Source organism: Streptomyces sp. NPDC005794 (assembly GCF_042871445.1).
Taxonomy (GTDB): domain Bacteria; phylum Actinomycetota; class Actinomycetes; order Streptomycetales; family Streptomycetaceae; genus Streptomyces.
In genome coordinates this window covers 13,179-24,778 of sequence record NZ_JBIAIN010000014.1, presented here as the reverse complement: position 1 = coordinate 24,778, position 11,600 = coordinate 13,179, and the positions used below count along the sequence as shown (strand labels likewise).

Below are 11,600 nucleotides of genomic sequence, written 5' to 3'. Positions count from 1 at the left end.
GGGTGACGCGAAACGCCGGATGACGTGGGAGCGCTCCCATAAAGCCATCTCGGCAGGGGCACGTCAAGGAGTCGCGCACACTTCGGCGCACCGGCCGGTTCGTGCGCCCCGTGCCACCGGGCCCCGCGCACGTAAGCGCGGGGCCCGGTCGCCGCCCGGTCAGGCCTTGCTGGTGCAGATCGCGTTGCAGGGGCGGCCAGGGCTCGGGAAGAGTTCCACGGGGTTGTCCGCGTCCGCCGGGCAGTGCGCGAGACCGGCCACGTCGATCGGCTGGTCGAGGTGGGACTCGATGTGCTCCATGGCCTGGTTCAGCCGGTCCAGCATTCCGGACTCCTTCCCTTTCACTTCCTCACGGTAGGAAGGACCCACCCTGCCGGACCCGACATCCTGTGCCCGATGCGGTGGGGTGGGCGGGGGCTCGGACGGGGCGTCGCGATCCTCGCCCTCGGCAGCACCCTCGGACTGTCCATGACCATGGGCACGCTCGCGCCGCTGGGACGTACTCGGCCTGGACGCCGATGAGTTCGAGTCGGTCCGGACCGGGCGGGCCGTGGGCCCGTCAAGGGCCCCGAGGCCCAGTGCGGGCCCACCGGCGGTACGGGCGGGTGAGCTCGGCGACGGGCCGGCTCATGGGCCCTGCGGCCCTTGCCGGAGGAGCTGCCGGGGCCGGATCCTTGCACTCCTCCGCACCGACGGGATGCGGGGTCCGGTGCTCGTGACACACGAACGGAGACGCGTATGGGCGGGAAGAAGAGGGTTCTGCGCCGCGTGGCGGTAGCGGCGAGTGCGTTACTGACGGCGGTGGGCATCACGATGACGGGGGCGTCCCCGGCCGCTGCCGTGGACTACTACTACGAGCTGCCCTACCCGGCGGGGGAGGCCTACACGGTCACCCAGGGGCCGGAAGGGACGTACTCGCACACCGGCCCCTACAACGAGTACGCCTGGGACTTCGGGCTCCCCGCCGACTACGAGGTGTCCGCCGCGCAAGCGGGCACCGTCGTCGTCTCGGACTGGTCCCCGTACTGGCAGAACGGCATCGAGGTGATCATCCGGCACTCGAACGGGCAGTGCACCCACTACGCGCACCTGAACAAGGCGATCTACAACACCGGCGACTGGGTTCCGCAAGGGCGGGTCGTCGGCTGGTCGGGCAGCACCGGCGCTTCCACGGCACCGCATCTGCACTTCCAGGTGATCGACTGCAACAGCCGCGTGGGCCTGCCCGCCACCCTCCAGGGGTGGACGCCGTACACCGGCACCCGTCCGGTCAGCGTGAACGCGTACGCCTGACCGGGCGGCGAGGTGACTGTCCTCCGATCAGGGGGACTTGAGTAGATCCCTCAGTCCGGCGGCGAGCGTGCGGACATCCTGCTCGGTGGGCAGGCCGAGGGGCGTCCCAGGTGCGGCACCCTCCTCAGGCTGCCGGCACGGCCGGCACACGCCGTCGGGCAGGGCCTCCGGGCGGCCCGGGGTGCCGCACTTGGCGCATTCCAGCATCACGCGGTGTACGGGCGTGCCCGGTGCGGGCGGCGTCGGGGCGGCGGGTACGTGCGCCGGGATCTTGTCGGTGAGGCGGCGGCGTACGAAGCCGACCGGGGAGCCGACCTGGGGCGGGAGCCCGGAGGTGAGGGCCTGCGTGAGGTAGTCGGCGTCCACACCGCGTGCGAACCAGGCGGCGGCCAGGGCCTCCAGGGCCGCGCAGTCGGCGGCGGACAGGGGCAGCCGGGAGTCGACGCGGCCGAGCTGTGCCAGCGCGAGGTAGGCGGGGGAGGGCGCGGCGGCGGCCGGGGTCCGCTGCGCGGGCACGGCGGGCGCGGGAGGGGCTGCGGGCTCCGGGGGCGGCGGCGGTGCAGGGGCGTCCGAGGGGGCGCAGGGCCGCACGGTGGTGGCTGCCGGGGCGGGGGCAGGGGTCGGGGCAGGGGCGGCGGCCGGGGTGACCTCGGTGGCCGCCCACCACTCGTTGTCGCGGGCCGTACGCGACCAGAACGTCCGCGAGACCCAGCGGACCTGCCCCGACTCGCCGACGAGGCACCGCACGCGGCGCAGATATCCGGCGGTGGCCAGCGCCTTCAGGGCCGAGCCGACGGCCTGTTGGCCGTACAGCGGAAGCTGTCTGGCGAGGCTCTTCACGTCCATCGCGGCGCCGTCGGGGAGCTGGTCGATGAACCCGGCGATGTACCGCTCGCGGGCGGGGAGCAGGGCGAAGTCATCGGCGCTGCGCGGGAGTTGGTCGGGCATGGAGCGCTTGCCGTAGCCGGGCTTGGCCCTCGGGTACGGGCGCGAGGGTGCGGGTGCGCGCAGGGCGAAGTTAAGGTGCTCGGTAGCCACGGGATCGCTCTCGTTCGATCGTGCGGTCAGACCCCGGCCTGGTGCTTCTAACACCGCGTCGGGGTCGCTTGGTTCTCGCACCGTAAGCAGTCGCCACGCTGCGCCGCAAGTCGGTCACGATTAGTCATACTTGCTGGCCGTGACGGGTCAGGGAGGTCAGGGAGGTTTACTCAAACCCCCTTCTTTCCCTACCGGTTGAAGGCATCGCTCGAATCCCGGCCCTCGGATCCCGACGCCCGGATCCCGAAGCTCGAGCGTCGGGCGGAAGCCCTGATTCCGGGCCCCGAACGTGTGAACAGGCCCGTCCCGGCGCTCGGACCCCGAGCTTCGGGCGTCGAGCGCCGAGTCGTGGCCGAGGGCGAGTTTCGGCGTGGTGGCGACGTTCAGCTGGAAGGGCGCGTCCTCCGGCGAGAAGACCTGGCGTCCCGACAACTCGTGGGCCCTTCTCTGCGACTGACCCGCCGCACGTGTCCGTCCCGCACCGGCCGGTGCGGGACGGACACGTCTCCCCGGCCGCTCAGCGCAGCGACTCCGGCAGGTCCTCCCGGTGCACGATGCCCAGGCGCTGCGTCGCGCGGGTCAGCGCCACATACAGGTCGCTCGTCCCGAACCGCCCCGGCTCCACCACCAGGACGTGGTCGAACTCCAGCCCCTTCGCCTCACGCGGGCCGAGCAGCACCACGGGACGGGTGAGGTCGGGTTCGTCGCCCGCCGTGACCCCGTCGAGCGGGGCCGCGATCTCCTCGTGCAGCTCACGCGGCGCGATCACCGCGAGGCGCCCCTCCTCGGGCGTCAGCTCCACGGCGGCCCGCGCCACCGCGCCCGCCAGATCCGCGCCGGCGTCCCGCGTCCACGGCGTCTCCCCGGTGGACCGCACCGACCCGGGCGGCTCGAACGACGGGTCCTGGGCCCGTACGACCTTCGCCGCCAGCTCCATGATCTCGGCGGGCGTACGGTAGTTGACGCCCAGCCGCACATGCTCGAAGCGGTCGCCGACGTACGGCTCCAGGATCCCGTCCCACGAACCGACGCCCGCCTCCTCGGACGTCTGCGCCGGGTCACCGACCAGCGTCAGCGAGCGGGTCGGCGAACGGCGCATCAGCAGCCGCCACATCATCGGCGACAGCTCCTGCGCCTCGTCGACGATGATGTGCCCGAACGCCCAGGTCCGGTCGGCGGCGGCCCGCTCGGCCGCGCTCCGGTGGTCGGCCTCCTCCTGCCGCTCCGCCATCCGCTCGGCGTCGATGATGTCGTGGGCGGCCAGGAACTCGGACTCCTCGTCCTCGAATTCGTACGACTCCGAACCCCGGGACAGCTCCAGGACGCCCTGCGCGTACGCCACCCGCTCCTGCCGCTCCGCCTCGGCGGCGGCCCGCTCGGCACTGTCGTCGGACCCCAGCAGCTCGGCCGCCTCGTCGAGGAGCGGAACATCGGCCGGCGTCCACTCCCCGTCGCCGGGGGCGCGCCGCACGGCGTCCGCGTCCTCCTCCGGTACGTACACCGGCTCGGCCAGGTAGTCGGCGAGGAACTCCTCCGGGGTGAGCACCGGCCACAGCTCACCGACGGCGGCGTGCACCTCCTCGCTCGCGGCGACGCTCTTGCCGAGCTGGGCGACGTCGTCCGGGCCGAGGAAGTTGGGGCCGCCGTACGGGTCCGCGCCGATGCGCTCGGTGAGCTGCCGGGTGAGGGCGTCGATGATGTGGAACGTGAAGTACGGCCGGGCGAGGTTGTGCGGCAGCCGGGTCTCGCGGGCCGCCTGCCGGGCCTCGTAGGCGATCTCCCAGTCCAGGACGAGGTCACCGTCGTCGTGCGGAATGATCACGGGCGCCCCGGGCTCGGGCAGCGCCTGCCGGTCGCGTACGGCGAGGGCGAGCGCCTCGGCCATCCCCGCGCCGCCCTTGACGGCCGCCGCGCCGGGGGTGTCGGTGCCACGGGCGTGGACGCCGGGGAAGAGCTCGGCCTGGGTGGCGAGCATGACGCCGGTCTCGCCGAGGGCGGGCAGCACCTCGCCGATGTAGCGCAGGAAGGCGGGGTTCGGGCCCACGACCAGGACCGCGCGCTTGGCCAGGAGCTCACGGTGCTCGAACAGCAGGAAGGCGGCCCGGTGCAGCGCGACCGCCGTCTTTCCGGTGCCGGGGCCGCCCTCGACGACGAGGACGCCACGGTGCGGGGCGCGGATGACGCGGTCCTGCTCGGCCTGGATGGTCCGCACGATGTCGCCCATGCGGCCGGTGCGGGCGGAGCTCAGCGCGGCGAGCAGCACGGCGTCACCGCTCGGGTCCTCGAAACCGCTGCGCTCGTCGTCCCCCAGGTCGAGGATCTCGTCGTGCAGCTCGGTCACCGTGCGGCCCTCGGTGGTGAGGTGTCTGCGCCGGCGCAGCCCCATGGGCGTATGCCCGGTGGCGAGATAGAAGGGCCGGGCGACCGGTGCCCGCCAGTCGATCAGAAGGGGCGTGTGTTCCTTGTCGTCCTCACGAATTCCGATACGGCCGATATGGTGCGCGGCACCGTCGTGAAGATCGATGCGGCCGAAGCACAGCGAGCCGTCGACCGCATTCAGGGCCGCCAGCAGGCCGGAGCGCTCGGCGACGAGCACATCGCGCTCGTGACGGGCCTGCAGACCGTTCCCGACCGGTGTCAACGCGTCCTCGACGTGCTGTGCGGTGACCCCGCGCAGCTCGTCGACACGGTCGTAGAGCCGGTCGACGAATTCCTGCTCCTTCTGCAATTCGACGTTTCCGCGAGTTGACAAAATCGCTCCCTGCCGGATATGGTGTTTCTATTGGGCCCCCGTGAGGGGCCTTTTTCTGTGGGCACACAGAACCACTGAATATACGCGAGAAAATCCCCGGTCCGCAATTTCGGACCGGGGATTTCCTGCGCTCGGGCGTCGTACGCCGTGGTGTCAGCGGAGGTCCTTCACCCGGGGGCGCTCCACGGGTGCGGTGCGGTGTGTCATCGGTCCGCATGACAGCCGTCATACGAAGCCGATGACACACCGCACTGCCGCCGGCCCCGTATCGCCGGGAGTGTGGAGCGCATGAACACAGTCATCGAAACCGTGGGACTGAAACGGAGCTACAAGGGGTTCGACGCCGTACGCGGCATCGACTTCACGGTCGCTCGAGGTGAGCTCTTCGCCCTGCTCGGCACCAACGGCGCCGGCAAGACCTCCACGCTCGAACTCCTGGAGGGCCAGGCCGTCCCCACCGGCGGAAGCGTCCGGGTACTGGGCCATGACCCGTTCCGTGACCGGGGGGAAGTGCGGCACCGCATCGGGGTGATGCTCCAGGAGGGCGGCTTCCCGCCGGAGTTGACGGTCATGGAGACCGTGCAGATGTGGGCGGGCTGCACCAGCGGCGCCCGCCCCGCGGACGAGGCCCTCGCGCTGACCAACCTGTCCGACCGGCGCACGGTGCGGGTCAAGCAGCTCTCCGGCGGCGAACGCCGACGCCTCGACCTCGCGCTGGCCCTGCTCGGACGGCCGGAGGTGCTGTTCCTCGACGAGCCGACGACCGGCCTGGACGCCCAGTCCCGCCGGGACACCTGGGACCTCATCCGCGAACTGAAGGCCCAGGGCACGACGGTGCTGCTCACCACGCACTACCTGGAGGAGGCCGAACAGCTCGCCGACCGGCTGGCGATCATGCACAAGGGGCTGATCGCCACCACCGGGCGGGTGGCCGACGTGGTGGCCGAGCGGCCCTCCCGGATCACCTTCACGCTGCCCCAGGACCGTTTCCTCGGCGAACTCCCGCCGCTCGCATCGATGGGCGTGACCCGGCACACGAATGAGGGCGGGGCCGTCCGCCTGGAGACCCGGGACCTGCAGCGCACGACCACCGAACTGCTCACCTGGGCCCGGCACACCGGCGTCGCGCTGCACGCCCTCGACGCCCGTTCCGCATCACTGGAAGAGGCCTTCATGGAGATCGCCAAGGGCCTTGAGACCGAGGAGATCCGATGACGACGACCGCCCCCGCCCGGCCGCTGACCACCACCCCGCCCGTACGGCGCGGCCCCGTCTCCCGCATGGCCGCACTCGGCCGCGCGGAGATGGCCCTGCTGCTGCGCAGCAGGGCGGCCCTGTTCACCGCGCTCGTGCTGCCCGCCGTCATGGCCTTCTCCATGCGCGGCATGGTCAAGAGCCTCGACCTCGGCGGCACCGGCCTGTCGATCGCGACCGTCCTCCTGCCGGGGACCCTGGCCATGGCCCTGTTCTTCTCCGTCTACACGAACCTCGTCGGCGTGTACGTCACACGCCGTGAGAGCCTGGTGCTCAAGCGGCTGCGCGCCGGGGAGGTGCGCGACTGGGAGATCCTCGCCGGTGGCGCGCTGCCCGCGGTGGTGCTCGTACTGGTGCAGAGCGTGCTGCTGGCCGTCGGTATGACGCAGGTCCTCGACGCGAGCGCGCCGGCGGCCCCGCACCTCGTGCTCCTCGGCATGCTGACGGGCGTCCTGCTGCTCGTGGCCGCGGCGGCGCTCACGGCCGCCTTCACCCGGACGGCGGAGAGTGCGCAACTGACGTTCCTCCCCTTCATGCTGGTGACCATGGCGGGATCCGGGGTCTTCATGCCGCGCGAGGTACTGCCCGGTGTGGCAGCCGACATCAGCGCCTGGCTGCCGTTCTCCCCGGTGATGGACCTCGTACGGGGCGGCTGGACGGGCGACCTCGGAGGCATGGACCAGGCCCGCCTGGTGCTCGCCGCCCTGGCCTGGACGGCAGCGGCGTCCGTGGGTGTGCGGCAGTGGTTCCGTTGGAGCCCGCGCCACTGAGCACGACGGCCATCGAGCGGGGAGCCGGGGGAGTTGGAGAAGTTGAGGACCATGAGCTTGAACACGAGCGTGGAGGACTGGGTGGAACGGCTCGGGGGCCAGGACGGCCCCGACCGCTACCGCCGGTACGCCCTGGGCAGCGTCGGCTTCCTCGCCGTCTGCGAGATGGGTCTGTGGGCCGTCTGGGTGGCGCAGTCGAACGCCGACGCGCTCTCGCTGGTATACGTCGCCGTACTGGGCGCGGTACACGCGGTCATCCAGTTCCTGCTCTGGCGCGCCGCGCTGAACCACTACCTCGCCGTGGGCCCACGGCCCGTCGGACTCCTGGTGGCGTTCGCTGCGGTGACCGTGACCATGGCGGCTCTGGCGTGTGTACTGCTGTCGTCCGGCCGTATCGACGAAAGTGACCTGACGTCCTTCACGGTGTGGCTGCTGATGTTCTTCGCCGGACCGCCCATGCTGGCGCTGCCGCCCCGCGCGGGAGCGGCCCTCCTGGCAGCCGTCACGGTCGCCTGCCTGGCAGGGGCCGTCGCAGCGGGAGTGACGGGACCACCCCTGGGTCTCGCCATCGGTGGCAGCGTCTTCATGGTGCCGTTCATGGCCGTCGCGTCCCGGGCCTCCGGCTGGAGCGTCATGCTGATCGAGCAACTGGCCGCCGCACGCCAGACGCAGGCACGCCTGGCGGTCGCCGAGGAGCGCCTGCGCTTCGGCCGCGACCTGCACGACGTGCTGGGTCGCAACCTCGCGGTCGTGGCGCTCAAGAGCGAACTCGCGGCACAACTGGCGCAGCGCGGCCGGCCCGAGGCGGTCGAGCACATGGTGGAGGTGCAGCGCATCGCACGGGAGTCGCAGCGCGAGATCCGGTCGGTGGTCCGTGGCTACCGCACCGCCGACCTGCACACCGAACTCGCCGGAGCACGCTCCGTCCTGGAGGCCGCGGGCATCGACTGCCACATCGAGTACGGCCCGGCGTCCCGCCTGCCCTCCGACGTCCAGTCGGCCCTCGGCTGGGTGGTGCGCGAAGGCACGACCAACGTCCTCCGCCACGCGCCGGGCGCGTCCCGCTGCACCCTGTCACTGCGCACCGCGAGCGCGACCGAGGCCCTGCTGGTGATGGAGAATGACGGCGTGTCCGACGCGGAACCCGGCGCCGGTACCGGCCTGGCCGGACTGAAGGAACGTCTGGCCGGACTGAGCGGCACACTGGCCACGGAGCACGACCCCGGCGGATTCTTCCGCCTCACCGCGCGCGTCCCCTGGGAGGAAGCCGAATGATCAGGGTCCTGCTGGCGGACGACGAACACCTCATCCGGGGTGCGCTCGCCTCACTCCTCACCCTGGAGGACGACATCAGCGTCGTCGCCCAGGCCGCGACCGGCGACGAAGCCGTGGCCATGGCCACCGCGCACCGGCCCGACGTCGCCGTACTCGACCTCCAGATGCCCGGCCTCGACGGCGTGGCGGTCGCCGCGCGCCTGCGGGACGCCGTGCCCGGGTGCGCCTCGATGATCGTCACCAGTCACGCACGGGCGGGCGCGCTGAAACGCGCCCTGAGCGTCGGCGTACGCGGCTTCGTACCGAAGACGGTGTCCGCGCACGACCTGGCGCAGATCATCCGCACTGTCCACACCGGCGGCCGCTACGTCGACCAGGAACTCGCGGCCGACGCCATCGCGGCGGGTGATTCACCTCTGACACCCCGGGAGGCGGAACTCCTGTCGTACGCCGAGGACGGCGCCCCGGTCGCGGACATCGCCGCCCGCGCCTCGCTGTCCAGCGGGACGGTACGCAACTACCTCTCGGCGGCCGCGATGAAGCTGGGCGCGGAGAACCGCCATGTCGCGGCCCGCGTCGCCCGGGAGCACGGCTGGCTCTGACCTGTGAGGGGCGGGCACCCCTTACGGCGGGCCGGCTGAGTACGCGTACCCACTCCTCGTCCGGTAGCCGGGCCCATCCGCCGCGCTCTTCTCGCGCATAGCGTTCCCGTATGCCCGAAGAGAACGCGCCGGCCGCCCACGCGCCCGCACCGACGAAGTCCTGGCCCCGCTCCACCGGCGGCAGGGCTGTCGGTGGCTGCTGCGCCGCGATCGTCGTCGTATGCGTTCTCCTGCTTCATCTCGCGTGGGGGTCGAAGGACTTCCCCCGCGTCGCGCCCGAGGACATGGCGGACCGTGCCTTCCAGCGCTCCCAGGAGGCGTACGGCGTCCTGGGGTTCACGCGCACCGTGGAAGCAGGAGTCGAGGACCTCGGCGTCAGCACGGAGAACACGCTCGGCTCCGGCTTCTGCTACAGCGGGGGGCTGTTGAGCCTGGATGAGACCGTCGACGGCGCCTACCGGATGAGCCACCGCTGGGCGCTGGACGACGTGCCCGCGAGCCAGGCCGTGCCCGGCCTCCGCCGGCTGCACCAGCACCTCGAGGACGACGGCTGGGAGATCACGTCCTACCGTGACGGCGAGAAGGACAACTGGGACCTGTTCGTCCAGCGGGACGACGGGGACGAGCGGATGTCCTTCACCTGGTTTCCGGACCGGGAGTACTTCATGGGCGGTGCCTCCGGGCCCTGCGCCTACGACCCCGCGTGGGAGGACGGCGAGGCCGGCCCCTCCGGGGACGGCCTGTGGCCGCCCGCCTTCGGGCCGGCGCAGCGGGGCTAGGCGTATCGCCCTGTGCGGCCGGTGGTTTGCGGCCGGTCGTTCGCGCGGCGAGCGTGCGTGCATGCCGCCGCCCGCCCACGGTCAGGCCGGTCAGGCACTGTCCGGAGCCTCGGACGCCAGTCGCGGCGCCGGTGGCAGCGGCGCGTGCCGGGGGCAGGCTTCGAGGGCCTGGATCGCCAGACCTGCGAAGCGCCGGGAGGCCACGACCTGGGTGGCGGCCGATCTGGTGTGGATCCCCTTGTTGGCCATGAAGAGGAGAACGAGGTCGTCCAGGACGAAGTCGGAGCGCAGCTTCCCCGCGTCCTTGGCCCGCTGGGCCAGTACGGCGAGGGCTTTGACCGTGTACTCACGGCCCGCGACGTCCGGCGCCCCGGGGACCGTCGACAGGAAGGCCTCGGTGAAGCCCCGGTCGCGTGCGTGCAGTTCGCAGATCCTCTCGATCACCGTGCAGAGGCCGCGCCACGGGTCCGGGTCGGCGCCGCCCTCGTCGACGACGGTGCGGCAGGCGCGCAACTGATCCGCGAAGGCTTCGGCGACGAGCATCTGCTTGGTCGGGAAGTGGCGGTACAAGGTGGCAGGCCCGACCCCGGCGCGCCGCGCGATCTCCCGCACCGGCACGTCCAGGCCGTCGGCGGAGAACAGCGCACGGGCCGCGTCGAGGATGCGCGCGCGGTTGTCCAGTGCGTCGGAACGCAGGGTGTGAGACAAACGGTCGCTCATGCTCTCACTTTAGCTAAACGGACGGGGGCGTCCGTTAACGTTCGAGGCATGGAGCAGCTCGCCGACGGCGAGCGTCGGCACGGCCGTGCCCGAGCGGTCCAGGAACACGGAGACGACAGTGAAGGCGTACGCGATCCGGACGTTCGGCGGTCCTGAAGGCCTGGTGGCCGTCGACCTGCCCACCCCCGCCCCCGCTGCCGGGCAGGTGCTGATCGCCACAGAGGCGATCGGCGTCGGCGGCGTCGACACCGTGATCCGGAGCGGGGCCCTGGCCGCCTACGGCTTCGAGGAGGGCTTCGTCCCGGGCGGCGAAGTGGCGGGCACCGTGACGGCGGTCGGAGACGGCGTCGACGCGTCGTGGATCGGCCGACGGGTGTGGGCGTTCACCGGCACCGGCGGAGGTTACGTCGAACAGGCCGTCGCGCCGGTCGGAGAGCTCGTTCCGCTGCCCGAGGGCCTGTCCGTCGTCGACGCGGTGACACTCGGCAGTGCCGGCGTGGTGGCCCATTTCGGCCTCCGCCACGCCCACTTCACCTCTGGGGAGACAGTGCTCGTACGTGGCGCGGCCGGAAGCATCGGGATCATGGCGGTACAACTCGCCGCTCGCGGCGGCGCCTCCGCCGTCGCGGTCACCACGTCCTCGGCCGAGCGCGGCGAGCGGCTGCGCCGACTCGGCGCGACGCACGTGCTGGACCGCTCCGGCGCCGGCGAAGGCGGGGGAGGGGCTCCTGCGGGCTATGACGTCATCATCGACGTGGTGGCCGGGAAGGACATGCCGTCGTTCTTCGACCGGCTCAACGCGAACGGCCGCATGGTGGCCGTGGGCGCGGTCGCGGGTCAGCCGCCCGCGGACTTCGGCACGAAGATCATGACGGCGTTCCAGAAGTCGATGTCCTTCGCCACGTTCAGCGCCGCCACGGTCCCTGCGGCCGACCGGTCCACCGTACGGAGCGCGCAGTTCGCGGCGGCGAGCCGGGGCGAGATCGAAACGGTGGTGCACGACGTGCTGCCCCTGGACGCAGCCGTGTCGGCGCACCGGAAGATGGACGCGGGCGAGGTCTTCGGCAGGATCGTGCTGACGCCGTAGCGGGTGGAATCGCCCACGGTCCGACCAACT

General features: G+C 71.9%; 11 protein-coding genes. 7 read left to right on the top strand and 4 right to left on the bottom strand.

Annotated elements, in window-relative coordinates; all coding sequences use genetic code 11:
• Positions 1–159 precede the first annotated feature (159 nt).
• Positions 160–324 (bottom strand): hypothetical protein, encoded by a 165-nt coding sequence (locus ACFYQ5_RS22620; RefSeq protein ID WP_389200095.1) that lies wholly within the window; start codon positions 322–324, stop codon positions 160–162.
• A gap of 414 nt (positions 325–738) precedes the next feature.
• Here ACFYQ5_RS22620 and ACFYQ5_RS22615 point away from each other — a divergent pair, with 414 nt between their 5' ends.
• A complete protein-coding gene (locus ACFYQ5_RS22615) occupies positions 739–1,293 on the top strand; it encodes a peptidoglycan DD-metalloendopeptidase family protein (protein ID WP_389199834.1) in 555 nt (184 codons plus the stop codon).
• 27 nt (positions 1,294–1,320) lie between these two features.
• Here the strand turns inward: ACFYQ5_RS22615 and ACFYQ5_RS22610 are convergent, their stop codons facing one another.
• Together ACFYQ5_RS22610 and ACFYQ5_RS22605 are read right to left on the bottom strand one after the other, a co-directional pair.
• Complete coding sequence (locus ACFYQ5_RS22610; protein WP_389199832.1) at positions 1,321–2,331, bottom strand: MarR family transcriptional regulator; 1,011 nt, start codon at positions 2,329–2,331, stop codon at positions 1,321–1,323.
• Between the two features lie 517 nt (positions 2,332–2,848).
• A complete protein-coding gene (locus tag ACFYQ5_RS22605) occupies positions 2,849–5,059 on the bottom strand; it encodes a HelD family protein (RefSeq protein ID WP_389200083.1) in 2,211 nt (736 codons plus the stop codon).
• A gap of 312 nt (positions 5,060–5,371) precedes the next feature.
• Here ACFYQ5_RS22605 and ACFYQ5_RS22600 point away from each other — a divergent pair, with 312 nt between their 5' ends.
• The 5 genes from ACFYQ5_RS22600 (at position 5,372) to ACFYQ5_RS22580 (ending at position 9,763) form a co-directional block, all read left to right on the top strand.
• A complete protein-coding gene (locus tag ACFYQ5_RS22600; protein WP_389199830.1) occupies positions 5,372–6,298 on the top strand; it encodes an ABC transporter ATP-binding protein in 927 nt (308 codons plus the stop codon).
• Positions 6,295–7,107 carry an ABC transporter permease gene (locus tag ACFYQ5_RS22595; protein ID WP_389199828.1) on the top strand — a complete coding sequence of 271 codons (813 nt, stop codon included), beginning with the start codon at positions 6,295–6,297 and terminating at the stop codon, positions 7,105–7,107. Before ACFYQ5_RS22600 ends, ACFYQ5_RS22595 begins: the two co-directional genes overlap by 4 nt.
• 51 nt (positions 7,108–7,158) lie before the next feature.
• Positions 7,159–8,382 carry a sensor histidine kinase gene (locus ACFYQ5_RS22590; protein ID WP_389199826.1) on the top strand — a complete coding sequence of 408 codons (1,224 nt, stop codon included), beginning with the start codon at positions 7,159–7,161 and terminating at the stop codon, positions 8,380–8,382.
• Positions 8,379–8,984, top strand: coding sequence for a DNA-binding response regulator (locus ACFYQ5_RS22585; protein ID WP_389199825.1), 606 nt, complete (start codon positions 8,379–8,381; stop codon positions 8,982–8,984). The genes ACFYQ5_RS22590 and ACFYQ5_RS22585 overlap by 4 nt, the downstream gene beginning before the upstream one ends.
• Before the next feature lie 110 nt (positions 8,985–9,094).
• Complete coding sequence (locus tag ACFYQ5_RS22580) at positions 9,095–9,763, top strand: hypothetical protein (protein ID WP_389199823.1); 669 nt, start codon at positions 9,095–9,097, stop codon at positions 9,761–9,763.
• Between the two features lie 90 nt (positions 9,764–9,853).
• On the opposite strand, the gene ACFYQ5_RS22575 is transcribed toward ACFYQ5_RS22580, so the two are convergent.
• Entirely contained in the window at positions 9,854–10,483 is a 630-nt protein-coding gene (locus ACFYQ5_RS22575; RefSeq protein WP_389199822.1) for a TetR/AcrR family transcriptional regulator, read from the bottom strand.
• Between the two features lie 118 nt (positions 10,484–10,601).
• On the opposite strand from ACFYQ5_RS22575, the gene ACFYQ5_RS22570 reads away from it, so the two are divergent.
• Positions 10,602–11,570: a zinc-dependent alcohol dehydrogenase family protein gene (locus ACFYQ5_RS22570; protein WP_389200081.1), complete on the top strand. Its 969-nt coding sequence runs from the start codon at positions 10,602–10,604 to the stop codon at positions 11,568–11,570.
• Positions 11,571–11,600 lie beyond the last annotated feature (30 nt).

Excerpts from the sequence above, each read along its gene's own strand:
- ACFYQ5_RS22620 (WP_389200095.1), bottom strand. The coding sequence starts at position 324 with ATGCTGGACCGGCTGAACCAGGCCATGGAGCACATCGAGTCCCACCTC.
- ACFYQ5_RS22615 (WP_389199834.1), top strand. The coding sequence starts at position 739 with ATGGGCGGGAAGAAGAGGGTTCTGCGCCGCGTGGCGGTAGCGGCGAGT.
- ACFYQ5_RS22600 (WP_389199830.1), top strand. The coding sequence starts at position 5,372 with ATGAACACAGTCATCGAAACCGTGGGACTGAAACGGAGCTACAAGGGG.
- ACFYQ5_RS22595 (WP_389199828.1), top strand. The coding sequence starts at position 6,295 with ATGACGACGACCGCCCCCGCCCGGCCGCTGACCACCACCCCGCCCGTA.
- ACFYQ5_RS22590 (WP_389199826.1), top strand. The coding sequence starts at position 7,159 with ATGAGCTTGAACACGAGCGTGGAGGACTGGGTGGAACGGCTCGGGGGC.
- ACFYQ5_RS22585 (WP_389199825.1), top strand. The coding sequence starts at position 8,379 with ATGATCAGGGTCCTGCTGGCGGACGACGAACACCTCATCCGGGGTGCG.
- ACFYQ5_RS22580 (WP_389199823.1), top strand. The coding sequence starts at position 9,095 with ATGCCCGAAGAGAACGCGCCGGCCGCCCACGCGCCCGCACCGACGAAG.
- ACFYQ5_RS22575 (WP_389199822.1), bottom strand. The coding sequence starts at position 10,483 with ATGAGCGACCGTTTGTCTCACACCCTGCGTTCCGACGCACTGGACAAC.